29 protein-coding genes are annotated in these 26,440 nt (G+C 53.8%); 24 read left to right on the top strand and 5 right to left on the bottom strand.

From position 1 onward, the window contains the following. Nucleotides 1-1,775 (bottom strand): DUF262 domain-containing protein (locus URZ40_RS21705; protein WP_320721127.1); only part of this gene is annotated, 1,775 nt, incomplete at its 3' end. Between the two features lie 215 nt (nt 1,776-1,990). Between URZ40_RS21705 and URZ40_RS21700 the strand changes: the two genes are divergently transcribed. The 8 genes from URZ40_RS21700 (at nt 1,991) to URZ40_RS21665 (ending at nt 9,112) form a co-directional block, all read left to right on the top strand. After that, nucleotides 1,991-2,881 carry a hypothetical protein gene (locus URZ40_RS21700; protein ID WP_182033636.1) on the top strand — a complete coding sequence of 297 codons (891 nt, stop codon included), beginning with the start codon at nt 1,991-1,993 and terminating at the stop codon, nt 2,879-2,881. A 138-nt stretch (nt 2,882-3,019) separates the two neighbouring features. After that, nucleotides 3,020-3,214, top strand: coding sequence for an AlpA family transcriptional regulator (locus URZ40_RS21695; RefSeq protein WP_182033634.1), 195 nt, complete (start codon nt 3,020-3,022; stop codon nt 3,212-3,214). A 16-nt stretch (nt 3,215-3,230) separates the two neighbouring features. Further along, the gene (locus URZ40_RS21690) at nt 3,231-4,505 is read left to right on the top strand and encodes a ParB family protein (RefSeq protein ID WP_182033632.1); all 1,275 of its coding nucleotides are present in this window, start codon (nt 3,231-3,233) and stop codon (nt 4,503-4,505) included. Next, nucleotides 4,489-5,046, top strand: a complete 558-nt coding sequence (locus tag URZ40_RS21685) for a DUF2857 domain-containing protein (protein ID WP_182033630.1) — start codon at nt 4,489-4,491, stop codon at nt 5,044-5,046. Before URZ40_RS21690 ends, URZ40_RS21685 begins: the two co-directional genes overlap by 17 nt. Beyond that, nucleotides 5,036-5,908 (top strand): STY4528 family pathogenicity island replication protein, encoded by an 873-nt coding sequence (locus URZ40_RS21680; protein WP_182033628.1) that lies wholly within the window; start codon nt 5,036-5,038, stop codon nt 5,906-5,908. The genes URZ40_RS21685 and URZ40_RS21680 overlap by 11 nt, the downstream gene beginning before the upstream one ends. Before the next feature lie 159 nt (nt 5,909-6,067). After that, nucleotides 6,068-6,679 carry a PFL_4669 family integrating conjugative element protein gene (locus URZ40_RS21675; protein WP_182033626.1) on the top strand — a complete coding sequence of 204 codons (612 nt, stop codon included), beginning with the start codon at nt 6,068-6,070 and terminating at the stop codon, nt 6,677-6,679. Then, complete coding sequence (locus URZ40_RS21670) at nt 6,669-7,094, top strand: DUF3158 family protein (RefSeq protein ID WP_320721128.1); 426 nt, start codon at nt 6,669-6,671, stop codon at nt 7,092-7,094. Before URZ40_RS21675 ends, URZ40_RS21670 begins: the two co-directional genes overlap by 11 nt. A gap of 191 nt (nt 7,095-7,285) precedes the next feature. Then, nucleotides 7,286-9,112 carry a DNA topoisomerase III gene (locus URZ40_RS21665; RefSeq protein WP_182080240.1) on the top strand — a complete coding sequence of 609 codons (1,827 nt, stop codon included), beginning with the start codon at nt 7,286-7,288 and terminating at the stop codon, nt 9,110-9,112. Between the two features lie 47 nt (nt 9,113-9,159). Here the strand turns inward: URZ40_RS21665 and URZ40_RS21660 are convergent, their stop codons facing one another. After that, nucleotides 9,160-9,630, bottom strand: coding sequence for an Hsp20 family protein (locus URZ40_RS21660; RefSeq protein WP_182033624.1), 471 nt, complete (start codon nt 9,628-9,630; stop codon nt 9,160-9,162). 386 nt (nt 9,631-10,016) lie between these two features. Between URZ40_RS21660 and URZ40_RS21655 the strand changes: the two genes are divergently transcribed. Both URZ40_RS21655 and URZ40_RS21650 read left to right on the top strand, forming a co-directional pair. After that, on the top strand, nt 10,017-10,460 hold the full coding sequence (locus URZ40_RS21655) for an STY4534 family ICE replication protein (protein WP_182033622.1): 444 nt from the start codon (nt 10,017-10,019) through the stop codon (nt 10,458-10,460). 70 nt (nt 10,461-10,530) lie between these two features. Then, the gene (locus tag URZ40_RS21650) at nt 10,531-10,914 is read left to right on the top strand and encodes a hypothetical protein (RefSeq protein WP_182033620.1); all 384 of its coding nucleotides are present in this window, start codon (nt 10,531-10,533) and stop codon (nt 10,912-10,914) included. Between the two features lie 66 nt (nt 10,915-10,980). Here URZ40_RS21650 and URZ40_RS21645 read toward each other — a convergent pair whose 3' ends face one another. Further along, a complete protein-coding gene (locus URZ40_RS21645) occupies nt 10,981-11,895 on the bottom strand; it encodes a potassium channel family protein (RefSeq protein WP_320721126.1) in 915 nt (304 codons plus the stop codon). Between the two features lie 202 nt (nt 11,896-12,097). Between URZ40_RS21645 and URZ40_RS21640 the strand changes: the two genes are divergently transcribed. The 5 genes from URZ40_RS21640 to URZ40_RS21620 are packed head-to-tail and all read left to right on the top strand — an operon-like array spanning nt 12,098 to nt 16,576. Further along, the gene (locus URZ40_RS21640; RefSeq protein ID WP_182033616.1) at nt 12,098-12,757 is read left to right on the top strand and encodes a pilus assembly protein PilL; all 660 of its coding nucleotides are present in this window, start codon (nt 12,098-12,100) and stop codon (nt 12,755-12,757) included. Between the two features lie 3 nt (nt 12,758-12,760). After that, nucleotides 12,761-13,435 (top strand): TIGR03759 family integrating conjugative element protein, encoded by a 675-nt coding sequence (locus tag URZ40_RS21635; protein ID WP_182033614.1) that lies wholly within the window; start codon nt 12,761-12,763, stop codon nt 13,433-13,435. Continuing rightward, nucleotides 13,414-13,932 carry a transglycosylase SLT domain-containing protein gene (locus URZ40_RS21630; RefSeq protein ID WP_182033612.1) on the top strand — a complete coding sequence of 173 codons (519 nt, stop codon included), beginning with the start codon at nt 13,414-13,416 and terminating at the stop codon, nt 13,930-13,932. The genes URZ40_RS21635 and URZ40_RS21630 overlap by 22 nt, the downstream gene beginning before the upstream one ends. Continuing rightward, nucleotides 13,929-15,947 carry a type IV conjugative transfer system coupling protein TraD gene (traD, locus tag URZ40_RS21625; RefSeq protein WP_320721125.1) on the top strand — a complete coding sequence of 673 codons (2,019 nt, stop codon included), beginning with the start codon at nt 13,929-13,931 and terminating at the stop codon, nt 15,945-15,947. The genes URZ40_RS21630 and traD overlap by 4 nt, the downstream gene beginning before the upstream one ends. Next, on the top strand, nt 15,944-16,576 hold the full coding sequence (locus URZ40_RS21620) for a DUF4400 domain-containing protein (RefSeq protein WP_182033607.1): 633 nt from the start codon (nt 15,944-15,946) through the stop codon (nt 16,574-16,576). Before traD ends, URZ40_RS21620 begins: the two co-directional genes overlap by 4 nt. A gap of 68 nt (nt 16,577-16,644) precedes the next feature. Here URZ40_RS21620 and URZ40_RS21615 read toward each other — a convergent pair whose 3' ends face one another. Both URZ40_RS21615 and URZ40_RS21610 read right to left on the bottom strand, forming a co-directional pair. After that, the gene (locus URZ40_RS21615; RefSeq protein WP_320721124.1) at nt 16,645-17,484 is read right to left on the bottom strand and encodes a hypothetical protein; all 840 of its coding nucleotides are present in this window, start codon (nt 17,482-17,484) and stop codon (nt 16,645-16,647) included. Next, nucleotides 17,484-19,046: an AAA family ATPase gene (locus URZ40_RS21610; RefSeq protein ID WP_182033603.1), complete on the bottom strand. Its 1,563-nt coding sequence runs from the start codon at nt 19,044-19,046 to the stop codon at nt 17,484-17,486. The genes URZ40_RS21615 and URZ40_RS21610 overlap by 1 nt, the downstream gene beginning before the upstream one ends. 198 nt (nt 19,047-19,244) lie before the next feature. On the opposite strand from URZ40_RS21610, the gene URZ40_RS21605 reads away from it, so the two are divergent. The 9 genes from URZ40_RS21605 to URZ40_RS21565 are packed head-to-tail and all read left to right on the top strand — an operon-like array spanning nt 19,245 to nt 26,204. Next, the gene (locus URZ40_RS21605) at nt 19,245-19,550 is read left to right on the top strand and encodes an RAQPRD family integrative conjugative element protein (protein ID WP_320721123.1); all 306 of its coding nucleotides are present in this window, start codon (nt 19,245-19,247) and stop codon (nt 19,548-19,550) included. Beyond that, nucleotides 19,543-19,776, top strand: a complete 234-nt coding sequence (locus URZ40_RS21600; RefSeq protein ID WP_057058002.1) for a TIGR03758 family integrating conjugative element protein — start codon at nt 19,543-19,545, stop codon at nt 19,774-19,776. The genes URZ40_RS21605 and URZ40_RS21600 overlap by 8 nt, the downstream gene beginning before the upstream one ends. Before the next feature lie 9 nt (nt 19,777-19,785). Next, nucleotides 19,786-20,103 (top strand): TIGR03745 family integrating conjugative element membrane protein, encoded by a 318-nt coding sequence (locus tag URZ40_RS21595; RefSeq protein ID WP_072383548.1) that lies wholly within the window; start codon nt 19,786-19,788, stop codon nt 20,101-20,103. 1 nt (nt 20,104) lies between these two features. Beyond that, a complete protein-coding gene (locus tag URZ40_RS21590; protein WP_320721122.1) occupies nt 20,105-20,458 on the top strand; it encodes a TIGR03750 family conjugal transfer protein in 354 nt (117 codons plus the stop codon). Beyond that, nucleotides 20,455-21,114 carry a PFL_4703 family integrating conjugative element protein gene (locus URZ40_RS21585; RefSeq protein WP_182033597.1) on the top strand — a complete coding sequence of 220 codons (660 nt, stop codon included), beginning with the start codon at nt 20,455-20,457 and terminating at the stop codon, nt 21,112-21,114. The genes URZ40_RS21590 and URZ40_RS21585 overlap by 4 nt, the downstream gene beginning before the upstream one ends. Then, entirely contained in the window at nt 21,111-21,878 is a 768-nt protein-coding gene (locus tag URZ40_RS21580) for a TIGR03749 family integrating conjugative element protein (RefSeq protein WP_182033595.1), read from the top strand. The genes URZ40_RS21585 and URZ40_RS21580 overlap by 4 nt, the downstream gene beginning before the upstream one ends. Further along, on the top strand, nt 21,875-23,170 hold the full coding sequence (locus URZ40_RS21575; RefSeq protein ID WP_182033593.1) for a TIGR03752 family integrating conjugative element protein: 1,296 nt from the start codon (nt 21,875-21,877) through the stop codon (nt 23,168-23,170). Before URZ40_RS21580 ends, URZ40_RS21575 begins: the two co-directional genes overlap by 4 nt. Then, on the top strand, nt 23,167-23,526 hold the full coding sequence (locus URZ40_RS21570) for a TIGR03751 family conjugal transfer lipoprotein (protein ID WP_182033591.1): 360 nt from the start codon (nt 23,167-23,169) through the stop codon (nt 23,524-23,526). The genes URZ40_RS21575 and URZ40_RS21570 overlap by 4 nt, the downstream gene beginning before the upstream one ends. Continuing rightward, nucleotides 23,523-26,204, top strand: coding sequence for a conjugative transfer ATPase (locus URZ40_RS21565; RefSeq protein ID WP_320721121.1), 2,682 nt, complete (start codon nt 23,523-23,525; stop codon nt 26,202-26,204). Before URZ40_RS21570 ends, URZ40_RS21565 begins: the two co-directional genes overlap by 4 nt. Nucleotides 26,205-26,440: the final 236 nt, after the last annotated feature.

Below are 26,440 nucleotides of genomic sequence, written 5' to 3'. Positions count from 1 at the left end.
CTATTCTCCTCAATAGCCAGGTATAAGCTATCAATAAATTTATCACCATTAGCTAACATCATCTCCTTTTGATGTGAGTCAAATACAGAGAAAACAGTAAATATTAACTCAAAGAGTTGTTTATTAATAGGTGATTTTTTATTTTCCGGATCTTTTGAAAAAGCTATTTCACCAAAAACTTCATTTGCTAAGATTAAAGCCTGATTATATTTTGAATATAAAGTTAAAAAGACTTCACTTGAAGGAGAAATAAGAGCTGTTCCAGCATCAATCTCTTCTTTATTAATGATGCTTAATGGATAATTATTTAGCTTCTGCATTGCACTACATAAAAAATGATCATACGAATGTTGGCCATAGTTATTATAACCAAGTACCATAAAAGCAAGAGCGGACAAACAGAGCTCCATATCTTTTTGCCTGTCCGGCTTTACTTTAAATTGCGTCGCTTTTTTGAACGTTTCTAATGAAGCTAAATAACGTAAAAAGGTTACGCTATTGCCTTTATTAAGTGCAGATCTTATTTCTTGACTACTTAACTTTACACCATATGTGTTTATTCTATGGAATAGTTCTACAACCAATTCAGAACTATCATCATTTAGTTCTATTTGGTAAGCCGTAATTTGATACTCTCTAATGTCTCGTTGCTCGGTTCGAGTAAGATCTTTAAAACTCTTTCCATTTAAATGCTCTAAAATAGAGAGCCCTTTCAATGAGAAATGACCACTCATATAATCACAAATTGTAGTCGTTCTTTGAAGGCCATCAATAACTACCCAGTTACCGTTTGGCTTTTCACCAAAGTAAAACCCCGGTAATGGAAGCTTCATTAATATTGATTCAATAAGTTTTGACTTTTTGTCGTCAGGCCAAATTCGGTCTTTTCTCTGAAAGTCAGGTTGTAACTCAATTTCATCATATCTTACACGATCAAAAATTAGTGTTAAAACTGGTGTAGTCATAAGCATTTTTGCAATGCCCGTACGTTTCTGCTCAGGTGCTAATTCTGAGTCCGATTGATCCTCAATATTCTTATCACCTGAGTCAATTCCACTTACCTCAGGGGACTCAAGTAAATCCTCTAAAGATAAATCTTCTTTAAATAACTCTACTTGTTTGAATTTACTTAATTTATTTAATTTATTAATTTTATCGCCAGCACTGTCAAAGTCCAAGGAAACATAAGAATCAATCAGAACTTCGCTAATGTTTTTTAATCCCAGCAAACCTTGCTCAGCCATTATAACAGGAATATCCCCTGGATATTTTTTTAAAATAGCATCATAGGCATCGAACATTTTTTCCAATGATTTTAACTGCTGATCTGCAATTTCACTTAAATTAAGAGATAAATAATTTTCTATTTGCTTCCTTATAGCACGAGACTCAGCTCCTTGTAATTCAGAAAGTTGACCTGCTTCATGTACATTTTTATTACGTAATAAAATATGTTTCTTTTTCTTGAACTTAAAGAACTGAATATAAGGCAAGTTTGCAAATATTGTTTCCGGATGATTACGGCTTGAAGAGCTACCATATAATGACTGATCTACATTACAAAAACCTTTACGCAGTAAGTCATTAAATATATATTCAAATTCAGAAATTGACCTTGCCGTAGGCTTAGCATTTAAAGAAACAGACACGTAATATTTACCAATATCCCTGTCTATTTTTAAAAGGAATAATGGGGGAGTGTTAGGATTTATAGACTGCAACTCTTTACCAATTAAGAGTCTTTCAATATCATTTATAAGCTCTTCAAAATTCATAACAGAAGCCTTTATCCATTGATATTATACTAATGGCTATCATACCATATTTATGCCTATTGGTAATCATTGATTTCCTAAATAAAACAGAAAAAACCCTAAAAAAAATACCAATAGATCACATACAAAACAACCAGTTAAAAGAACTCACCTTACCTCGCTTTAGTTGGCTTTTTTAGGTAGTACTCATCATATGTAACTAATAGGAGTTACCCATGCCCCCACACAAAATCCGCCAGGAGTGGCTGACGCTGGACGAGGCCGCAGAAGTCATCCGGCAGCACAACATCACGTTGCTGCCCGCCGATCTGATCCGCCACGCCCTGCACGGCGATCTGCCACTCTCGGTCTACTTCCCCTCTCCTGTACTTCTGAGACCACTCAATCCTCCTTGCCACTTTGCCTGCCGATTCAGTAAGCCCCCCTTTCCGCCTTCGCAGTGCAACAAACCCGGCAACCGCAAAGTGATGGCGAACTCTCCGCCATGCCGACGCGACCCGACTCTGCAACTGACCACCAGCCATCTGTGGAATTTGCCGTTAATCGGCCTTGAGCGCCTGCTGCTCCACCAGCAACTGGCGAAAACGTTGAATCGTCCTTGCCCCAAAGATACCCACTGCTGCAACCAGATTGGCATTGTGGTCTGCGATGAGAACGACAGCTACTACCAACTCTGTTGCCGCAAATCGCTACGGGAGCTTTTGCTGGAACTGCTCGCCACACAAAACAACCTCCAGGAAGAGCTTCATCTGCTGATTGGCCAGCTGTATGGCAATGGTCGCAATGACCTTAAATCCCGGCTCAGTCTGTCCGTCTGCTACCTGCAGGACACGCTGCCTCCTGACGCACTGTTCGTCATCCGCCGCACTCATCTCGAAACCTTCCTGACCCGTCATCAGCCGGAATCAAAGGAGCGGATCACCTCCGCGCTTTCCCGTCTGCTGTGGCTGGCCTGCAAGCACAACCCGCAACTGGACGATGAAATGCTGGAGCATCCTTATAAGCTGCTGAACATTTTTGAATGCTGGGCACGTGAGGATGGTATGCACCTGCCGCTGAGCCCCGAAACGTTGAAAACCGCACTCCAGCGCGGCGCACCGCCGTAACGCAATCCACTAACCCTTTCAACTAACAACTCTCACTAACCCAGATAAGGATTTTTACTGCCTGGCAGGGACGCTGCTGCTTTGATAACCACGCCCATCGTGCTGATGTGAACGAATCTGGACACAGGAGGAATGGTTATGAATAGCGACAGATTTTTACGCTTACGCCAGGTGGAAGACAAAATCGGCTTCGGTAAATCGTGGATTTACCGGCAAATCCAGCTGCAACAGTTTCCGCCATCCATCCGACTCAACAGCCGCCACGTCGCCTGGCTGGAAAGCGAGGTGGATGCTTGGATCCAGCAGCGCATCCGCCTCACCCGCGATGTCTGAATGCCGGAGGAAGATCATGTGCGCTTCACACCTGCTCAACCGCTGGCTTCACGGCGCCAGCAATACCGGAGAACAGGAAATAGTCCAGGTCAGTCTGGAGCAAATCCAGCCGTTCTCTCTTAATCCCCGCGTCACCCGCAACCCTGGCTATGATGTACTGAAAGCGTCAATTCTTGCCCGCGGGCTGGATAACCCGCCGGTGTTAACTCGTCGCCCCGGTGATGAAAAGTATATGCTCGCCAGCGGCGGGAATACGCGCCTCGCCATTCTCAATGAACTGTGGCAGGAGACGCAGGATGAGCGTTACCACCGCGTCTGCTGGCCGTTCAGACCGTGGCCGGAAACGCTGTCACCGCAGCAAGGCGAAGTCCAGTGCCTGATCGGCCATCTGGCCGAAAGTGACCTGCATAACGGATTGATGTTTATCGAACGGGCGGAAGGCATTCTGCATCTGCGCGATCTTTACCACGAGGCAGGCATTGAATGCGTGACGCAACTGGCGCTGGCGGAGCAACTCACCCGCGACGGCTATCCCGTCAGCCAGTCGCAAATCAGCCGGATGTTACAGACCGTCGACTGGCTGCTGCCCTGCATCCCTAACGCGCTGTATGGCGGCCTTACCCGAAAGGTTATCGATCGCCTGCTGGCGCTGCGTAGCGCGGCGGAACAGGTGTGGGCAAAGCTGATGCCGCCTGAACGCCAGCCCGAATTTGCCGACCTGTTCAGCACCGCCCTCGCCACCTTCAACGGCGAGGCGGAAGCCGTGGTACCGCAACTGGTGCAGGACGAACTGCTCGGCGAGATGAGCTGTCGTAGCGGCATAAGCTGGAATACGCTGCTGGCGGAACTGACCGATGGCCAGAGTAAGCGGCTGGGGCTGCTGGGGCCTCCAGCCGAAAAGGTCCTCTGGCCGCCACCGCCGGAAACGGAGAAAGCACCACTACCAGAGCCTGAGCTACCGACTGAACCCGCCAAGCCAAGGCCCTCACCGCTGGTGCATACGGCACGGTCGCTGTGTGCCTGTTGGGGACTGGACACCTGTATCCAGCCGGACGACAGCGCTCCGGCGGGTTTCACCCTCGCACCCTGCGACGAATTTCCCCATCCGGCGGCGCAGCGCTGCTATCAGGTGCTGGCAGCCCTGAATGGCGACACCAGTACGCCAATGCCCGCCCTTGAATTGTTGCTGTCGCCGGACTACGACAACGCTCAGATCCAGCAACTGATGCAGCTTATCAGCCTGTGCCGTCAGCGGCGGCTGCGGGAGGTTCGCCATGACGCCCTCAGTTAACCAGGCGGTACTCACCCATATCGTCCAGGCGCTGAAGGAGGGACAGATCCGCTACTGCGAATCGCTCGGCTTCAGCCCGCAGGAACTGTGTGAGCTGACGCGACTTACCGCCGACGACATCCTGTTTCTCAGCAACAGTGCGGTGCAGTTTATCACCACCCACATTGACCACGAGATGCTGGGCCGGATGCTGGCGAGGATGGAGCAGGAGCGGCTGTTCCAGCAGCGTCTGGAGGAAGCTCTGTCTCTCGGCGCATCCATCGAGTTCATCAACCACTACTTTGGCCTTTCCACGCCGGAGGTCTGTGCCCGGCGACGGCTGATTGGCCTGTTTGTCCGGCAAGGGCGCAACAATGCTCCGGATGAGCAGGTGGAAACGCTGGTATGGAATGAGTGGCAGAAGACCGGCGTGAAAAAGCTCGACTCACCCGAAGCGCTGACCGCCATGATGGAGATAGCCCGCGAACACGATCTGTCGCTGACGGTTATCTGGAACCTGCTGCGCCAGTGGACTCAGGAGAAGCTGCTGCATGCAGAGTGACGATCGGCTGCTGTTTCTCGGCAACCCGCAGCAGAGCGTGCCGAAGCGCCTGCTGCTGGCGCGCAACCTTTCCCCGCGCGACAAGTTCGCGTGGCAACTGCTGCGCCTGCACGCCCGCGACGACGGCAGCGGCGTCTTCCCGTCATACAACGAACTGCAGAGCTGGCTTTCAGACCAGCCTGAGGGCGAGAAGGCCTCGCGCAGTACCGTCAGCAACGCGCTGATGATGCTGCGGATCACCCGCTGGCTGAGCCTGTGCCAGCGACTGCGCGACGAGCAAAGCGGCAGGATCACCGGCAACCTCTACGCCTTGCATGATGCGCCACTGACTCATGCTGATGCCTGCCGGATGGACAGCGAATATCTGGCGCTGCTTACGGCCTGTTCCCGCCACCGCAACCGGCGTATCCGCAACATCGCCATCGGGCTACTGCTCACCCTGCAACAACCTGTGAATAGTGGACGAACCTGCACTGAGTCTCCATTGAAGACCGCCCCTGGTCTTAATCGAGGACTCAGTAAAAAATGCCCGAGTCTTCAATTAAGACTCAGTGATGTGGCGGGGGCTGGCGGGCAACCTGAGCCACCTTGTGTACATACTGGTACAGACTTAAACAATAAACATAAAAAACGTACGCAACTGCTGCACTGGCCTGTGGATAATCCCTTCAGCGCCAGCGAACGCCGCGCCGCCGAACGCGCGATGCGCAATCTGGATCCCGACCTCTGCCAGCAGGTGCTGGACGACTGCCTGTGGCGGATCGCCGCCCACGATATCCACCGCCCCCTCGCCTATCTGCTGGCAACGCTGGAGAAGGCCAGACGGGGCGAGTTCAATCAGCTTCGGCGCAGGCGCAGATAGCCCTGATTTTATGCGCACCGCATAAAGCCGGTGTACCAGCTATCAATCAAACCTCATTCATCGGCGAAATTAACTTTCTGTGAACCAGATGGGTTTCCCGTCGCCTGGCTCATTGCGCGGACCGACACTGCGGGCATCTGAATCCATGGAGAATTTCCGATGCCTGGCACAACCCTGTTCAGCGATATCCGCATCACCCTGCACACCCGCGTCGCCGCCCGGCTTTGGCAGGCGCATCCCACCGGCATGCTGCTCTGTCTGGCGTTACTCAGGCGACTGCTGCGCGCCGAAGAGGCCAACGATCCGTGGGCCGCCCACTGGCTGAAGCAACTGCGCATCCGCCTGAACCTGATCGCCCACCTGCTGAAGCAAAAAAACCGTCGGCTGGACCAAGCCTTCGCCAGCCTGCCAGGCGCTATCCACACCACGCAGGTCAGTAACCCGTCCCCGACCGAATTCATCCTGCCGCTGGCGCTGTTCTCACCGCCCGGTTCACGCCTGCTGCAACAGTTGATTGATTACGATCTGCTGGTCCGCCGCACCCTGCTTGCCTGGCATCTCGGTCTTATAACCCAGGCGGAGAAGCGCGATTTCATTGCCACCATCCCACGCCTGATGCTCCAGGTGTTCAGCTTCGTGAACCGCTTTCGCACCACCGGTGTGACCCGCGCCGACGTGCGGGCGAACAGTCCGCTGGCGCAGACGATGGCGCATAAGCTCGGGAATTTGCCCAAAAAGATGCTTGCGGAGATCCTGCGTGATGATCGGTGAAGACGACAATGAAAGCGCCGCCCGCAAAAGCTCGCTAAAGGGCCTTTTAAAGGCCTTTAAGGGTAAGGGAGAGCTGCGAGCGATGGTGCAGGAATTACAGACGCTGCGCGCGCAACTGCAACAACGTCAGCCGATGCTGAAACAGGCGGTGTATGAATTGCCGGGGCGTAACGTACCGCTGATCCTGTGCAGCAACCCGGCGCGCTCCGGCATCAGCTATCTGCGCTGGCGTAATCTGGACAACAACCGTTCGGGAGGCGTGGCGTTGCTGGAGGCCATTCAACAGCCTGACGTAAGCGATGAACTGCGCGATGCGCTGATGGCGCTCGAATGGCAGCGGCAGGTACTGAATACGCAGCTTTCAGTGGTGATGTTTATGCTGCGGCGGATACAGCCCTTAACCGCGCTGGTTTAAAATTTTGCGCAAAGTTAAACCCTGAGTGTCACGTTAGCGATTGTTTTAAACTCAGTTCATACACCTAAAAACAGGCACTATCCGCTTAATGCACGTTTTAAGGTGCAATTTTTACCTTCTTCCTCCAGTTTCCCCTGTCGCCTTATCCCTCCGGAACACCATGCTGAACTCCCTTTCACCGGAAACAGCCCATGCAACTTTACCTGTGCGAAAAACCCTCTCAGGCGCGCGATATTGCCCGCGTTCTTGACGCCCGTAACCGCAGCGATGGTTACCTGCATAACGCCACCGTAACCGTCACCTGGTGCTTTGGCCATCTGCTGAGCATGGCCGCGCCGGAGGATTACGATCCGGCGCTGAAACACTGGCGGGCAGAGCATCTGCCGTTTATTCCCCCGGCATGGCGGCTGGTGATCCGCCCGGAGGTGCGCAAGCAGTTCCGCATCATCGAAAAGCTGCTGAAACAGGCGGCCGCAGTGGTGATCGCCACCGACGCCGATCGCGAAGGCGAGACCATTGCCCGCGAGATCCTCGAACAATGCCGCTGGCGCGGTCCGGTCCAGCGGCTGTGGCTGTCGGCGCTGGATGAGGCCAGTATCCACAAGGCGCTCGCTGCGCTGCGACCCGGCGACAGCACGTTTCCGCTGTATCAGGCTGGACTGGCGCGCGCGCGCGCCGACTGGCTGGTCGGCATCAACATGACCCGCGCCTGCACGCTAATGAACCGGCGGCACAAGGGCGTGCTCTCCGTGGGCCGGGTGCAGACGCCAACCCTGCGTCTGGTGGTGGAACGCGACCGGGAGATCGCCCGCTTCACGCCCCGCCCCTGGTGGCGGGTGGATACCCGCTTGCATGCGGAGGGTTGTTCCTTTCTGGCGCAGTGGCAGCCGGATAGTGCGAACTGCGACGACGAAGGGCGCTGCATCCGCGAATCCGCCGCCCGCGAGGCCGCTGCACGCCTGCAACAGGCCGGAACCGCGCTGGTGCTGGATGTGACCACCCGCCGGGAGAAAACGCCGCCACCGCTGGCCTTCACCCTCAGCGCCCTGCAACAGACCTGCTCGAAACAGTGGGGCATGGGCGCGCAGGAGGTACTGGATATCGCCCAGCGCCTGTATGAAACCCATAAAGCCACCACCTATCCGCGCACCGACTGCGGCTGGCTGCCGCTCTCCATGCACGCTGAAGCACCGCAGGTTCTGGCGGCGCTGGTCGCCAGCGACATCTCACTGCAGCCCCTCGCCACGCAACTGAATTTGCAACAACGCTCCCGGCTATGGGACGACAGCAAAATCACCGCCCACCATGGCATCATCCCGACCCGTAAAACGGTAGATCTGACGCAGATGAATGACAGCGAGCGCAAGGTTTACGGCCTGGTACGCAGCCATTTTCTGGCGCAGTTTCTGCCGGACCATGAGGTGGATAAAACCGACCTGCGCCTGAACTGCGCTGGGGAAACGCTGGCTGCCCGTGGCTCAGTCGTGATTGTCAGCGGCTGGCAACAACTGTTTTTACGCGAGATGGCAACACATTCACCGGAAGAAACGCAGTCACTTCCCGTCCTGCAACAGGGACAGACCTGCCAGGTGGAACAGGTAGACGTTCGCGCCCGTCAGACTCAACCGCCGGAGCACTACACCGAAGGGACGCTGATTGCCGCGATGAAAAACGCCGCCCGTTTTGTCAGCGATGAGCGCCTGAAACAGCGGCTGAAAGAGAACGCCGGTATTGGCACCGAAGCCACCCGCGCCGGGATTATCCAGACGCTGCTTAAGCGTGGTTATCTGATTAAGCAACGCCGCTTTCTGTTGGCAACGGATACCGCCAGCGCGCTGATTGACGCCCTGCCAGAAACGCTGAAAGATCCGGGCACCACTGCACTGTGGGAGCAAATGCTGGATGACATCGCGACGGGGAAAATGGGGCTGGAGGCGTTCCTGGTGCAGCAGCAAGAAACCGTTACAGCGCTCACGGCTCAAATAGTCAGAGGCCAGAAAAGTGGCTCATCAGGTTAGCAAAACGCCCGGCGTTTGCCGGGCGTGAAAACAACGTCAGTCAACGATTACGGCTTGTGTTCAATCGCCGGGTTGTTGTTGATGGCGATGCGCTGCGGTTTCTCTTCTTCCGGGATATCCTGGTGTAATTCAATCGCCAGCAAGCCGTTTTCCAGCGAAGCGCCGGTCACTTTCACATGCTCCGGCAGACTATAGCTGGCCCGGAAGTCGCTGCGGCTGATACCCCGATGGATCCACCCTTCTTCGCTGTTTTCGGTTTTCTCCTCTTCACGTTTACCGCTGATGTTCAGCTGACCGCCAACGGTTTCAATTTCCAGTTCGCTCTCTTTCCAGCCCGGCACGCTGAGCGTCAGTTCATAGCGATTATCGCCCAGCCGCCGGATATTGTAAGAAGGCGTGGAGGGCAACGGCGTACTGCCGGTTAGCTGGCTAAAAAGGCGATCGATGCGGTTAAAACGGTCCGCAAACAGAGAATCGGAGAGATCATGTAATACAGGAAAAGTTCTGAGAGTCATCATGTACCTCCTGAACAGTAAAAAGAATATTCAAAAAGTTCATGTCTTGCGGGCAGGTGTTCCTTACCCGCTTTCTATATGAGGTTACTGCGCAACTTTTCAACTCACCGAAGCGCAATTTTGTGATGTGAATTACACATTGTGCTCCCGGCCTGTCACGGAAATTATTCAGCCACCGGTAACAAATCTCGCTGTCCTCTCACCCCGAAAGCTGTTGCTGTAATGCCGTTATCACCAAAGTCCGCCATGCATTCCTGAAACGCGGAGGCGCACAGCGCGGAATGCCCGTACTGCCAGTAACTCAGAGGCCCTGCAGCCAATGAGCCAAACCCGAAGCGGGGCGTTCCCGCGCATGGGGCGCTCCGCACCTTCAACACGGAGATACCACCATGAACGATACCCACTACTTCAACCTGTACACCAGCGGTCTGGGCTACCTCAACCGGATCCGGGAAGTGACCCCGAAAAAAGGCGAACCGTTCCTGTGCTGCGACATTGCCGCACTGCGGGGCGAAGCCAGCAACACGGAGCACACCTGGTTTGACTGCCGCGTCAGCGGCAAGGAAGCGCAGAAACTGGTGCGCCGCTGTATCGACGCCTGCGAGCAGAAACGCAAGGTACTGATCCAGTTCCGCCTCGGCGATCTGTATGCCGACACCTTTGTCTACAGCAAAGGCGACCGTAAAGGCGAAACCGGCGTCAGCCTGAAAGCCCATCTGTTGCACATCGGGCTCATCAAAATTGACGGTGAAGAGGTTTACCGGGCAGAACGCGAAGCAGAATCCCAGCCAGCGCCAGCCGCACCGCCAGCAGAGCCTGTAGCGCAGTTCTGACACACAGCATTCACCCTGCCGGGGAAATTCCCCGCCGGGGCGTTTCCCTGGCCTTTTACCGGAGAGACGCATGATGAATACCGTATTGAACTCACGTGAAGAAGCCCTTAACCGGGGTAAATTGATTAACCTTGATGACGAGGCGCTGGACGCTGGCTTGCCGCTTGATCTGGCCATAACTCTTCCGGCCCACAAGCACTGTCTTGAAGACCGGAATGACAACGCCATCAAGGATTTGCTGAAAGGTGTTGAAATGGCAGCGGTAGTGGCCTTTATCGCCCACCAACCGCCGCAGCGCACCATTCGTATCGATTACCGCTCGGTGCTGACGCAAAAAACCAACGGCAGCACGCAGCAGCAAACCGCCAGGCTGACGTTACGCGTTCATTTTTCTGAGCAAGGCATCCCCATCGCCGCCACGCTGGGGCTGATGGGGGAAAGATTCCCTTACTAACTGATTTCGCGCCCGTAACCGGGCGCTATTTTTATTTTGAGATATCTCCATCTGTAGTTTTATCCTTTACTGCCTTGCACAACCTACTCCAGGCAATATATTATTGCTGAGATCGATCTTTAAGAGAACAGGTTCATCGGACGTGTATGTGTCAATTTCCTTTATCGTTTCCAATAACAACGAATGAAAATTTTCACAAGTCGTTAAGTTCATTTCTTTCATACCGTCGCTCTGCATAGGATAGTCTTTTGGCCACTCTGGAAATGATTTTTGTTGCTTTATAATCAAATGCATTTGTTTAGCCATAGTAGGGAACTGCAGAAAATGATGATCTTGGATTCTATTTAGACGCACCAATGTCTCCATCGGAATAGCATGTGCATATTTATAAAGGAATTTCTCAAGCTTATCCTGAAATCTTTCATTCTCCCTAAAGAAATAGGCAAACATAAATTCACTACCATTAGCATAATGGAATTTAGCAAAATAATTTATGCTAACAATTTGCTTGTAGTATTCATTGGTAAAATGTATTTCAGGAGAGACGTCGAACTTCCCCTTTTCCTCCAAACTTGTAAATTTATAATATTGTGAAAGAGTCCGAAGTTCAAGTTCAATCACAGGGCGTAACATTCCCATTGCCTGCGACATCCATTGTTCTGTTTCTTGTATTCTCTCTAGCTTTACTTGATGATCTTTTTGATCACTTAATTTTTGTGAAATAGAATTCAAAAACAGACCAATTATAACTACACCTAAAACCACTTCAAAAGAGATGGTTAACAACAAGAAATCCTTATCCAAGGAAGGAATCACATCTCCAAAACCAAGTGTCGTTGCTGTCACTACACTAAAATACAAAGAAACAGGGTAGCTTAACGGCTGACTAAACGAATCATTGAATAAAAAGAAATAAACACCAGAAAAAATGGCTATATTTATAAAATACATCACCCCATAAAAAGATGGTTTCTTGTTCATTAAGATACCCTTGAAAAATTAACTCCAAAACCTTCTATCATGATGAGCCATCTAACTAAAGCTCTATCAATGTAATTTCTAGATTATCATAATAAGAAAATAACGTCATAACGGAAAATATTTTCATACCGAAAAAAGAGTTATCGATAAAATATTCCACCCTTTTCATACATTCTTCCGTCATAACCCTGTGGAGGATGCGATGAAACAACTGCTGCCAGCCCTGCTCCTGTTTATTTTCAACGGCGTAACCACCGCCTCCCCTGCCACGCCAGAAGTCGTCCGCTACGACCGCTATCTGCTGGTCAGCACATCACCGCAACAGCCTCCGTTGGAGCAACTTATAGCCCTCTCTGTTCCGCCCGGTTTTCATCCGACGGTAGGGGAAGCTCTACAGTATCTGCTGCGCGACAGCGGCTGGTCTTTGTGCCTTGCCGATGCACACAGGGCACAGCTTTATGGGCTCCCGTTACCATTGAGCCAATACCGTATCGGCCCGCTGCGCCTGAAGGCCGCCCTGCAACTGCTGGCGGGCCCGGCGTGGCGAATAATCACCGACGAAAACCGCCGCGAAGTCTGTTTCGCCAGCGACCATTCCCTCCCCCAGACGGTGGCTTACCGTCATCCCGTGTCCCTCCACCCTTTGGGGCCGTTAACGGCCCCGTTTTTTCTCGCCGGGACCTTACAGCGCGGAGATATCCGCCTGGTGGTGATCGTGCCGCCGGAGGCCATTTACCTCCATCAAGTGGTGTGGCTGCGCACGGATGAACAGTGGCGCGGCTGGCGGCTGGAGCGGTTTGATGAGCGCCGGGCGGTATTCCGCCACGGCAAACGCCAATTGACGCTGAAGATGCCGGAGTAAGCAATGAAACGCCTGGTTCTTCTGTTACTGTTCACCGCCAGCGCGTGGGCGCAACCGATTCAGATGCAAACCAGCCAGAATGCGGACTCCGCTCTCAGGCCGCTGACCACGCAACAGCAGGCCACCGTTTGGGGCATCACGCCGGAAGAGTGGCAGCGCTATCTCATGCTGAAACAACAGGTGCGCGGCGTCTGGTCGCCGGGGCTCGATCCGCTGACCACGCTGGGCGTCGAAGCTGACACAGACCACGAACGTCAGCGCTTCGCCGAACTGCTGGTCAGGCAGGAATACCAGCGGCTGGAGAAAGAACTCGCCTTCCAGCGCGCCTATGACGCGGCCTGGCAACGCCTCTATCCGGGCCTGACACCGCTGAAAACCACGTCTGCCAGTACTTCTCGCGTTTCGCTATTTGTTAAAGATGACTGCCCGCCCTGCGACAGCCTGCTGCGTACCCTGCTGGCACAACAGCGCCCACTGGATATCTGGCTGGTCAACAGCGAAGGCGATGATAACCGGGTGCGTCGCTGGGCGATGGCGCATGGCATCGACGCAAAACTGGTGAGTGAACACAGCATCACGCTTAACCATGACGCGGGCCGCTGGATGCTGCTGGGGCAGAGCAAAATCCCGGTGGCGCTGGAGCATAAGGGGGAGCAATGGCGCGAGGTCCTGCCCTGATCCTGCTGCTGCCCTGCCTGGCGCTGGCGCAACCGCTGCCGGAAGCGTACCTGCGCGCCGCAGAGCATTTCCGCGTGCCGCCGGAACTGCTGTGGGCCGTCACACAGACCGAAAGCGGGGCGAACCTGAGTGGCAAACATCGCCCGTGGCCGTGGACGCTCAATATCAAAGGTACCGGCTACCGCTACGCCAGCCGGGAACAGGCCTGTCAGGCACTGCTGGCCGCCATCCGCCGCACCAGTCCGAAGCGCATTGACGTGGGGCTCGGGCAAATCAATATCGGCTGGCACCGGGCGTATTTTGCTTCTCCCTGCGACGCCCTGCATCCCCTGCAAAACCTGTCGCTCACCGCCCGCCTGCTGCGTCAGCGCTACGATGAACGTCCCGGAAGCTGGCTCAATGCCGCCGCCCGCTATCATCGTCCCGCTGGCGGCGCGCCCGCCGCACGCTACCGCAAACTGGTCAGCCGCCACTTCCAACAGGAATCCCCGCCATGAGCCGCTACGCGCTGGAAGCGCTGCTGCGCCCACCTGTGGAGTTTTACAGCACCGTCACCGCAAGCTGTGGCGCGCTGATCTGCCTGACGCAGGCCCCGCTGCTGATGCTCACGCCGTGGCAGGCCCGCCTGATGGCCGGAGCCCTGATGCTGCTGGCCCTGCGACGCGGCTGGCAGGGATGGCAAATCGTACGCTACCAGCGTAACCTCCTGCGCCTGCCGCGCTATGCGCTCACCAGCAGGAAAATCCCGGTCAGCCGCCAGCGGCTGTTTCTCGGTAAAGGCTTTCGCTGGCTGCCTATCCACACCCAGCGTCTGTACGACTGCCTGCAACCGGAAGCCGCGCGCTGGCTGCGCCCGGGATGGTGTTACCGTCTGGCAAGACATATCGAAAAACGCAGCGAGCATACTCTGCCCGGGCTTGCCCGCCTGCTCAGCGCCGATCGCTGGCTGAACCCGGTCCGTCCGCTGCCACCCGTCGGCGGTAATCCGTGGTTACACGGGGTGGAACTGAAAGAGTGCGACGTCACTCTACCGCTCAGTGAACGCCCCGGCCACACGCTGGTGCTCGGTACCACCCGCGTCGGTAAAACCCGTCTGGCGGAACTGCTTGTCACTCAGGACATCCGCCGTGGCGAGGTCGTGATCGTTTTCGATCCGAAAGGCGACGCCGATCTGTTGAAGCGTCTGTGGACAGAAGCGCAGCGCGCCGGACGCGGCGACCGCTTTATCCTGTTCCACCTGGCGTATCCGGAGATCTCCGCCCGCTATAACGCCATCGGGCGCTTTGGCCGCATCTCGGAAGTGGCGTCGCGCCTCACCGGACAGCTTTCCGGCGAAGGCAACTCGGCGGCCTTTCGCGAGTTCGCCTGGCGCTTTGTCAATATCATCGCCCGCGCCCTGGTGGCGCTCGGTCAGCGTCCCGACTATCAGTTAATTTCCCGCCACGTCGTCAATATCGACGCCCTGTTTATCGACTATGCCCGCATCGTGCTGCCGCGCCACAACGCGCGAGCGTGGGAAGTGGTGGCGCAACTGGCGGAGCGCGTTAACGACAAAAACACGCCGCGCCATATGCTGGGCCGCGATCCTCACGTGGTGGCACTGGAGCAATACCTCAATGCGGAAAAATTATACGATCCGATCCTCGACGGCCTGCTCTCGGCGGTGCGCTATGACAAAACCTACTTCGACAAGATTGTCGCCTCGCTGCTACCGCTGCTGGAAAAGCTGACCACCGGCACGCTCGCCGCCCTGCTCGCCCCGGACTACCACGATCTGGACGACACACGTCCGATCCTCGACTGGCAGCAGGCGATCCGCCAGAAGGCGGTGGTCTATGTCGGGCTGGACGCGCTCTCTGATTCAGTGGTCGCTGCCGCCGTCGGCAATTCAATGTTTGCCGATCTGGTGAGCGTCGCCGGGCACCTCTACAAGTTTGGTCTCAATGAAGGACTGCCCGGCAGCAGTGAAAAACCGCTGCCTATCAATCTGCACTGCGATGAGTTTAATGAACTGATGGGCGACGAGTTTATTCCGCTGGTCAACAAGGGCGGCGGCGCGGGCATTCAGGTCACGGCCTATACCCAGACGCTGAGTGATATTCAGGCCCGCATCGGCAGCGCCCCCAAGGCAGGTCAGGTGGTCGGCAACTTTAACAACCTGATTATGCTGCGGGTGCGCGAAACTACCACCGCTGAACTGCTGACAAAGCAACTGCCACAGGTTGATGTGCGCAGCCGCCAGGTCAGTTCCGGCGTCACCGACACGCCGGGCGGCATCAACAGCTTTACCAGCAACACCCGTGAACAGGTGACCACCAGTAATGTACCGCTACTCGATACCGCCGCGCTGATCCAGCTTCCCAAAGGCCAGGCCTTTGCCCTGCTTGAAGGCGGACAACTGTGGAAAATCCGTCTGCCGCTGCCCGTCGCGGATAAGCACTGCCCACTACCGGAGTCCGTCACGCAACTGGCGGCCTGGATGCAGACGCGCCAGCAGGGACAGCCGGAATGAGCGAACAACGGGCCCCACCTTCGCCTCCACCACAAGGGCCGATTGGCTGGCTATTGTCACTGGCCGGACGGATTATTGGGCTGGTTATTGGGGCGCTGGTGTTGCGGGTGGTGCTGGAACTGGCGGGGCTCTATTTCTGGTGGCCGCAGGAGGGGAGCAGGCATGTTTTACAGGTGATGAGGCAGGAGCGGGCGGAACTGGTTATTGCGCTACAACCGCATCCGCTGAGGAATGAAATGGTGATGTTGCTGGAGAACGGGACAACTCACGGGCTTTTGGCTAACAGGTTCCTGCAGAAACCGTTCATCGTCCTGGCTTATACGCTGGTGAGTTTTATGCAGCGCCTGATATGGCTTATCGCCATGCAGCCTCTGTTTTGCCTTTGTGCCTTAACCTCGCTGGCTGATGGGCTGGTTCAACGGGACTTGAGGCGGTTTGGCTCCGGGTTGGAATCCGTTTTTCTCCATCGTTATGTCATCAGGTTCGGCAGTTCAGTCACCTCAACGGTTTGGGGGTTTTATCTGGCACAGCCGTTGTTTCTGCCCGCAATGCTGGTTTTACTGCCTGCCGCCTTATGGTTTGGGATAACGGTGTGGATGGCGGCAGGGAGTTTTAAGCGATATATATAGCTCACTCTTTTTAAATTCTCTAATTTTCAACCATAGCTATGCATATCAAAAAAATGCAAAAAAAATAGTTACCTAAATCCTCCATTACAGTACCATTCGCTCTCTGACAAAGCTAAGTAAATAGCTGTTTCCCATGAATTTAGGCAATATCTAACCCTACTTTCTGCTTCTGCGAAAAAATAATCAGTAACAGCCTCTGAACCTCCTCTTTCATATAAATCAATCACTCTATATCTGAGATTAGACAATAGGACACCAGACTGAGAAACATACAATGAGTTTAACTTAAAAATCTCAAAATGATTTCTAATCCTACTATTTAAAACATCATCATATTCAGGGACATCACGCGTGTAAAAATGAGCAGATGCAGGCTCACCTTCGATAATCTCTGCAAATAACCATTGATATTCAGTTACATTATCATAGTAAGGATGTAGAGTTTGGCTTTCCTTATCCACAGCAACTACGTCTAATTTATCTTTATTACAGTCTGAACATGCAGGAATTAAATTAAAAGGCATAACAACATGCTTTGAATAATTAGATTTAGGTAAGTAATGATCTAATGTTTTAACTTGCCTATGTCCACATAATGGACATAGATTAAAATCAGCAGATGAACGTAATCGGTCATAAACGTTTCGTCCCGGAGAAGATGCTTTAGCCATTCGTTGTGTGTATACTTTCTCCATAACTACTTTTGTTATGTTATCATTAATATTTATCGATTGTGGAACGCGGTATAAATCAGCATTTTGTGCATGCTCATCATATTCTATAGCAGCCTGATTAATCAATTGTTTAATATCCTCAAGATTTCTCTTTAAATTCACATTTTTTACTTTGCTAATACAAAGAGCAAATACCTCCATAGCATTGTCATTTGGTTTATTCATCCTTTTCATCAATTTTCTCCTTCGGAATACAACAATCCTTGCAAAATCATTTTAGCTTCTGAACCAAGTTGCCCATCAAATTTCCTCAGAATTTTTTTATAACTTGCCCCGGGATTAGACCTAATTTCATTATTTAATAAAGTATGGAATCCAGATTCAGTAACCTCTAAACCAAATATATCACTTGTTAGTAATCCGACATTCTCACCAAATGTCTCTTTTTGAGGTCTTTCAGCTTTAGAGATCTCACCGAAGCGTTTAATTTTCCACACACAGACTTTAGGTACTTCTTGGAGAATAATTGGAGAATGAGTTGCAATGATTGCTACACCATTTTTATATATCAATAGCTCAGAAACTGCTCGAATAAAAGATGAAAGTAATGGCGGATGTAAATGAGACTCAGGTTCATCCATTAGGACTAATGTCTTTTCTTCTAAAACCTCTACAAGCTTAGTAATTGTTAACATAGTAATTGCATGTCCTGAACTCAGTTTCCTGAATTTATTTCTGCAGTTTCTTTTGAATGTATCTTCATCACTATCACTCACATCCATTTGAGTATATAAATCAATCAAATCACCAAAGTTATGATCCTTCAATAGAACATCGGATTCCAAAATGCGAATTGAACGTAACCAACGGTTTGACTTCTCTTTTTTACAACAACTGTATAAACTTTCGGCAAACTCATTTTCAAGCATTCTTTTACTTTTGTGAGTACCTATTTTACCCCCAATATTATTTACTCGCTTCAAACCAATATAGGAATATTTTACCGATTTAGTTTTATCTTTTTCCTCAGGAAGTGGGGTAAATGGGTCGAATGCACTAAAAGCAACCGATACGACCCCAGAAAATATTTCATTAATATCATTAATTTTTGTCTTATCATCATCCTCATCAGTCAAATAAAATTGAGAGTGTTTTGTATTTATTTTTTTGATTTTTAACACTGATTCAATCATATGATTGAGCAAACTTGTTTTACCAACTCCATTTGAACCAATTATCACATGAATATTAGTCGGTGGATTTGCCTCTGGATTAACATGAAAATCAAGATCCATCGTGCTTTTAGCATTACCTGAAACAAAACCAAAATGATATTCAGTAAGAATATCACCACCATCTATTAATCGTCTAAATTGATTTTTTACTGTAGAAAGACTAACATCTCTTAATAAAGAATAAGTCATTACTCTTTCATTTGATACCTTTAAAAGCAAGTCAGCATTATATACAACATCATTTAGACCGCTTAATATTTTAGTTTGCAATGCTTTACTTAACGTTCTAACACCTAAATAATAATCGACACTTTGCCCTAAAGAAAAATAGTTATCCTTTAGCACGGAAAAACTTTCATCTATTTCTGTTCGGCTTTCATCTTGCCCTATACAACCGATTTTTAAAATTCCCAAGTCATGCCTTTTATTTTCCTCATCATATACAACACTTTTGAACGTTGTTCGAAAACTAAAATCATCCCAGTTATCGTCAATAAGATACATTATGGGTTCACCTATATCTGACAACTTAAAATTTCGAGGAACACGTTTAAATCTCACTTACATCTCCTTTTCTCTAAGTAATTTCCAATCAAATAAACAATCTTTCACAAACCTTTAAAAGGTAATCCATTTTATTTATAGAGGGAACTCCGTCAAGTTTAGATTGTGACAATTTTTTTTACCTACGAATAGTTAATCGAAGGCGGTTTTCCGATAGGGGCTTACCATATTACAAAATGAATGAGGTATTTTAAGATGAAAAATCGATTCACTTTAACACTTTTGATTGTCTCATTTTATTCAATAGCCGATTCGCCTGAACCCACCCAGCTCGCCCTCGCGCTGAAGCAACTCGACGGCGTGGAAACCTCGCTGGAGCGCGCCCGGAGCAGCGCCAGCACCGATCCGCAGTCACGCTATTTCTTCGACTACTTACAGGCGCAGCAGGATATCACCACCGTTGAACAGGGCATCCGCCGCTACCTTGCCCCGGCAAGGGCGCAGCCGCGCGCCGTCCAGCCCCTGAGCGCCAGCTACCAGCGGGAGAACCCCGATGACTGACTCGCAACTCGCCGCCTTTCAGGCCGCCAGCCTGAGCAAACCGGAGACCGTCAGCCTGCTGGTGCTTGGCCTGTTCACCAGCGTCCTGCTGCTGTGGTGCGCCTGGACGCTAATGGTCGCCTGGCAGGGTGTCTGCCGCCAGCGCCTGAGCTGGCAGAGTTTTGGCGCGGTGGCGGCCCGTTCACTGTTACTGGTGCTGGTCAGCTTCTGGCTGGTACTGAGCTGAGGAGGCATCATGCGCTGGCTGTTGCTGCTGTTACTTACTACGTTTGATGCACTTGCCGACCTACCGACGATGGAAGATCCCTCACGCGGCCAGGGTCAAGGCATTATGGAGACACTGCAAAACTACGGATTTGACATCGTGGTGCTACTGGCGCTGGCCATCTGCGCCGTCGGTTTTCTGGTGGTGGCGAACAACTGCATTGCCACCTATTCAGAAATCCAGAGCGGACGCAAGCAGTGGAAAGATCTGGGCTCAATGGCAGGTGTCGGCAGCATACTGCTGGTGATCATTATATGGCTGCTCAACCAGGCTTCGGACGTCCTGTAATATGGCGACCATCCCCTTTCTCCCCGACCGCCTCAACCGCGAGCCCGTGGTCTGGCGCGGCCTGACCACCAGCGAACTGTTTCTGGCGCTGGCTCTCGGCCTGGGCGGTGGCTGTGCGTTCGGCATTCTGCTGGCCCTGATAACCCACTACTGGCCGTTGATCCCCGGTTCAGCGCTGGCAGGTGCGGCATTACTGATTCAGGGCGGCGGACGCATCCTGGCCCGCGCCAAACGTGGTAAGCCCGACAGCTGGCTGCCGCAGACAATCCTTGCCTGGCTGGAACGCCATCATCTTCGGGGTACGCAACTGGTCCAGCACAGCACCGTGTGGGTGGTACGCAGGAGTCCGCGATGAGCCGCTTTCGCCACGCGCTGGCTGAGCGCGATAACCATATCCTGACGCTGCGGGCGGTGATTATTCTGCTGTGCCTGTGTCTGGCGGGCGTTGGCTACGGCTGGTACAGCGCCCCACAAAAGCTCACCCTCTGGTTCCCGCCGGACCTGCGCAGCGGCAGCACCCGCCCGTGGTGGGAAGTACCTACCGCCAGCGTCTACGCCTTCACCTTTTATATTTTCCAGCAACTGAACCGCTGGCCGGATAACGGCGAGGAGGACTATTCCCGCAATCTCCGCTCGCTGCGCGCCTACCTGACACCCGCCTGTTACACCCGGCTGGAGCACGATTTCCAGGTACGGCGCAACGGCGGTGAACTACGCGGACGCACACGCGGCGTGTATGAGCTTCCCGGCCATGGCTACAGCAGCCTGGTGCATGACGGCGATAAACGCCCCTTCCCCCGCGTCGAGACCTTAAGCCGGGATGCCTGGCGGGTGACACTTGATGTAGCGGTTGAGGAGTATTATCAGAACGAGCCGGTGAAAAAAGCACTGGTGCGCTACCCGTTGCAGGTGGTGCGTTACGCCATTGATGCGGAGAAAAATCCGTGGGGACTGGCGATCGACTGTCCCGATGCCGCACCGCAGCGTCTGGTAGCGGAGGAGAAACCATGAAGCCAGTCCTCCTGGCTTTGTTCTTCAGTTTCCCGGCCTTCGCCACGGAAGTGGTGCAGTGGGAAAACATCCCCCTGCCCGTCACGCTGCATGTCGGGCAGGAGCGGATTGTCGATGTGGGCAAACCGGTACGTATTGGCTATCCCGCCACGCTGGAAGGCAAAGTGCGTCTGCAAAGCGCGGGCGGCAAGGTATTTCTGCTGGCGAACACGGCGTTTCCGTCCACCCGCATCCAACTCCGTAACACCGACAGCGGCGAGCTAATCCTGTTGGATATTCAGGCAACCCAAAGCACTTCACCGCTTGAACCCGTGCAAATTAGCTATGAGCCGCAGACACCTGCCGCAGCAAAAACGTCCGTCCCGGTGGTAGCATCAACAGAGCCTCTGCCCATCCTGCTGGTGCGCTATGCCGCGCAGAACCTGTATGCGCCGCTGCGCACCGTTGAAGCCCTGCCCGGCGTCACACCAGCTCCCGTTCGACTGACGAAGCGCATCACCACCTTACTACCACAGCAGCCTGTTACTGCCATTCCGCTGGCATCATGGCAGGTTAACGCCACCACCGTCACCGCTATCCGCCTGCAAAACCAGAGCGGACAGCGCATCACGCTCGATCCGCGCGAACTTCAGGGGCAGTTCACCGCCGCCGCGTTCCAGCATGACTGGCTCGGCCCACGTGGTCTGGCAGAAGATACCACCGTGGTTTACCTGGTGACGGAAGGCCCGGTTTCGCGCGCCCTGCTGCCGGAGACGAAACCATGATGCCGCGCCAGAGCCTCCTGCTGAAAATCCTGCTGCCCGTGATTGTGCTGGTAACGGTATGGCTGCTGCTGCGCCCGGCCAGCAAAAACACCACTGAGAAATCCCCGTCCCGCAGCGTGGCAGCACTAACACCACAGGAACTGCGCGATCTGGGTATCGACGGCGACACGCCCGCCGATACCGTCGCCACGCTGGTCGGCCAGATGAAGCAGTACCGCCGGGAGCTTCAGTCAATCCAGAGCGATAATGAAAGCCAGCAAGCCCGCGAAAAGCGGCTAAAAGCACAACAGGCGACGCTGGTATCGGAATTACGCGGCGATATGCGCAGACAGCAGGATCAGATGCGCGATGAACTGCTGAAAAGCCAGCGGGGGCTGCTGGATAAGCTCGACCGCCTGATGGCGAAACGCCCGGACGATATCCCGCCAGGTCTGGGGCTGACGCCCGGCGAACTACCTACCGACGTTCAACCCGATATCCGCTGGCTGGAGCCGCTGGATGCGCCCCCGCCTGTGGATGAAAAGCTGCTGCGCGTCCCTCTGAAAGCGGCCGACAAACCTCCGCCGAAACCTGACGTGAAGGTCTACACCCTGCCGCAGAACGCCACGCTGACCGGATCGGTGGCGATGACGGCGCTGATTGGTCGCGTGCCGCTTAACGGCACCGTCAGCGATCCCTACCCGTTTAAACTGCTGATTGGTGAGGACAACCTCACCGCCAATGGCATCGAACTGCCGGACGTGGCGGGTGCAGTGGTCTCCGGTATCGCCTCCGGCGACTGGACGCTCTCCTGCGTGCGCGGGCAAATCACCTCGATGACCTTTGTGTTTCACGACGGCACCATCCGCACCGTCCCGCAGGGCGGCAAATCCGGCAACAAACAGCAGGAGATCGGCTGGCTCTCGGATAACCAGGGGCTGCCCTGTATTCCCGGCGAGCGCAAAAGCAATGCGAAGGAGTACCTGACCTCGCAGTTCCTGCTGGCAGGTTCCGGCGCGGCGGCGCAGGCCTTCGCCAATGGCGAAAGCACCACCGTGGTCGAGGACGGCAGCATCACCAGCGCGGTGACAGGCAACAACGGCCAGTACGTGCTCGGCCAGGCCATCGGCGGCGGATTAAAAGAGACCGCCGACTGGATGAAACAGCACTACGGCCAGATGTTCGACGCCGTGTATGTGCCACCGGGCCACAAGGTGGCGGTGCATCTCACTGAACCGCTGACCATCGACTACGAGCCGGAAGGCCGAAAAGTGAAATATCAGCAGGCCAGCACGCCGGGGGGACTGGAATGAAATACACCATCTTGATACTTCTGTTTTTACTGGCCGGGTGCAGCACCTCGCAGGAAGAACTGATGCCGGTCGACCCCGATGCCAGCATGCTCTCGCTGTGGCAGCAGCAAAGCGACGGCAGCGCGGCTCTGCTGGATGCCCGCGCCCAGCTACGCCGCCCGCCAGATGGTCCGGTGACGCAACCTGAAGCAGACACTATCCGCAGCCAGTTTCCGCGACTGCCCAACCCGGATATGGTGCTGTATGTCTTCCCGCACCTTAACGGCAATACGCCAGTCCCCGGTTACAGCACTGTCTTCCCCTTCTACACCCGTCCGCAGTATGCGCTGCCGGGAGAGCGCCTGACGCCACCATGACGGAACGCCACGGTCTCCCGCAACAGGCGCTGAATACCAGCTACCGCAAAGGCCCGTCGTTTGTCGACTGGCTACCGTGGGTGGAGTTTTTACCGGAGTCGCAGACGCTGCTGCTGGAGGATGGCCGCTCGGTAGGTGCCGTATTTGAGCTAAATCCTGTTGGTACCGAAGGCCGCTCGACGGCGTTTCTGGAACAGGTCCGCGATACCGTCACCGACGCATTGCAGGATGCCTTTGACGAGCATGAGCGCGCGCCGTGGGTGGTGCAGTTTTTGTGTCAGGACGAGGACGACAGCGAGGCGTGGCTGGCATCACTTGCAGCTTACGCCGCGCCGGAGATCCGCGACTCCGCCTTTACCCGAGAATGGCTTGCGCAGATGGCAAACCATATGGCCGCCCTCACCCGTGAAGAGGGGCTGTTTCTCGATAACACCGTCACCCATACTCGCTGGCAGGCAACGTGGCGGCGCACGCGGATGGTGGTCTACCGCTGGCTTCCCGCTCTTTCATCGGATGAAGCGTCGCCGGAAGAGACGCTGAATAATATCTGCGAACGCCTTACCGCCGGGCTAAAAGCGGCGGGCATAAGCGCAGTCCGTCAGAATGAGCAGGCCATTCACCGCTGGCTGGTGCGCTGGTTTAACCCCGCGCCGCCCGTAGAAGATAAAAAATCCTTCTGGCGACAATTGGATTTACCGGAAGCTGAATCCCTGCCCGTTATCACCGATTTCGCCGAACGGCTGCTGACAAGCGAAACGCGCTCAGATGCGGAGAACGGTGTCTGGTGGCTGGATAACCGCCCGCATAAAGTGGTGGTCGTTGATCGCCTGCGCAAAGCGCCGCCACCCGGCCTGCTGACCGGAGAAACCGCTCGTAGCGACGGCATCAACGCCCTGTTCGACCTGCTGCCTGCAGGCACCATCATGAACCTGACGGTGGTGGTGTATCCGCAAGACAAACTGGAGCAGCACATCATTCACCTTTCCGAACGGGCGATTGGCGACAACACCGATTCGGAATACACTCGCCGCGACTGCCACGAAGTACGGAGCTACCTGAAGGACGGCCATAAGCTCTACCGCAGTACGCTGGCGTTTTACCTTCATGCTCCCGACACCGACACCCTGTTTCGCCACCAGCGCCAGTTGCACAGCCTGTTGCTCAACGCCGGGCTGGTGCCGGTGCAGGAGCAGCATGAAGTGGCTCCACTCAGCCACTGGCTGCGCTGGCTGCCGATGTGCTTCGATCCCCTGCGCGATCCGCGCGGACTGTATACCCGGCTCAACTTTGTGCAGCATATCGCCGGGCTGTTGCCGGTGTACGGGCGGGAAACCGGCACCGGGCATCCGGGAATTTGCTACTTCAACCGCGGTGGTGCGCCGCTGTGCTTCGATCCGCTGAATAAGCTGGATCGTGCCCAGAACGGCCACCTTTTACTTCTTGGGCCAACCGGAGCAGGCAAATCCGCCACCCTCAACGCCAAAATCGCACAACTGATGGCGCTCCATCGCCCGCGCCTGTTTATCATCGAGGCCGGAAACTCGTTTGGCCTGATGGCCGACTACGCTGCCGCCCACGGTCTGACGGTGAATAAAATCAGCCTGCGCCCCGGCTCCGGCGTTACCCTGCCCCTGTTCGCCGATGCCTGGCGACTGGTGGAACAGGCGATTACCGACGCCGAACCGCCGGAGGACGAAGAGAGCGACGGCAATGACCAGCGCGATGTGCTCGGTGAAATGGAGATCACCGCCCGGCTGATGATCACCGGCGGCGAAGCAAAAGAAGATGTACGCCTCACCCGGCCAGACCGGGCGATGATCCGCCAGGCGATTATCGCTGCCGCGCAGACTTGTTATCAGGAAAAACGACAGACGCTGACCCAGGATATCCGTGATGCTCTTTTTGCCCTTTCCAGAGATATCAGCCTGCCGGAAGCCCGCCGCCAGCGGGCATATGAAATGGCGGAATCCATCAACCTGTTCTGTGCCGGGTTTGAAGGCGAACTGTTTAACCGCGAAGGCACGATGTGGCCGGAGGCGGATATCACCTTGGTAGACCTCGCTACTTTCGCTCGCGAAGGTTACGAGGCACAGCTTGCCATCAGCTATATCTCTCTGATTAACCATATTAATAACCTCGGCGAGCGCGACCAGCATCTGGCGCGGCCAATCGTTAATATTACCGACGAGGCGCATATCATTACCGTTAATCCGCTACTGGCGCGGTTCCTCACGAAGGGCTCGAAGATGTGGCGCAAGCTTGGCATCTGGCTATGGCTGGCGACCCAGAACCTGGCGGATTTTCCTGACGAGGCGAAGAAACTGCTGAATATGATCGAGTGGTGGGAACTGCTGGTGATGCCGCCGGAGGAGATCGATCAGCTATGCCGGTTTAAGGCGCTGACCGAGGAACAGCGGCAACTGCTGCGCTCAGCGGTGAAATCGCCGGGGCAGTATACCGAAGGTGTCGTGCTGTCGCCGCGCGTGGAAGCGCTGTTCCGGGTGGTGCCGCCCGCGCTGTATCTGGCGCTGGCAATGACCGAGAAGCATGAGAAAGCGGAAAGGATGCGGATTATGAAGGAGACCGGATGTAGTGAAGTGGAAGCAGCTATGATTACAACTACTAAATCAATTTTAACTGGTAATGCTCTTTCGAAACACCTTCACACTTCATCATAAATATCCATATCTTTGATTGTATTGGAATAAAAGTTCAAATAGATTAGATAACTATCTTCACAGAGAAAATTCTGTGAAGCAAAACATAGTAAGGGAATAGCATGAGTGATCTATATACCAACAGAAATTCACGGCAGGATTTTGTTAAACATGCATTTACACATCACATTCAGAATAATATGGATATATTTATTGCTTCTGCTTTTTTTACTGAATTTAATGTAATTGACAGTCTG

This window comes from Enterobacter sp. 296B2 (assembly GCF_034106185.1).
In the GTDB taxonomy this organism is placed as follows: Bacteria; Pseudomonadota; Gammaproteobacteria; order Enterobacterales; family Enterobacteriaceae; genus Enterobacter; species Enterobacter cloacae_N.
The sequence above is the reverse complement of the archived record's forward strand: the minus strand, read 5'-3'. Positions and strand labels throughout refer to the sequence as shown.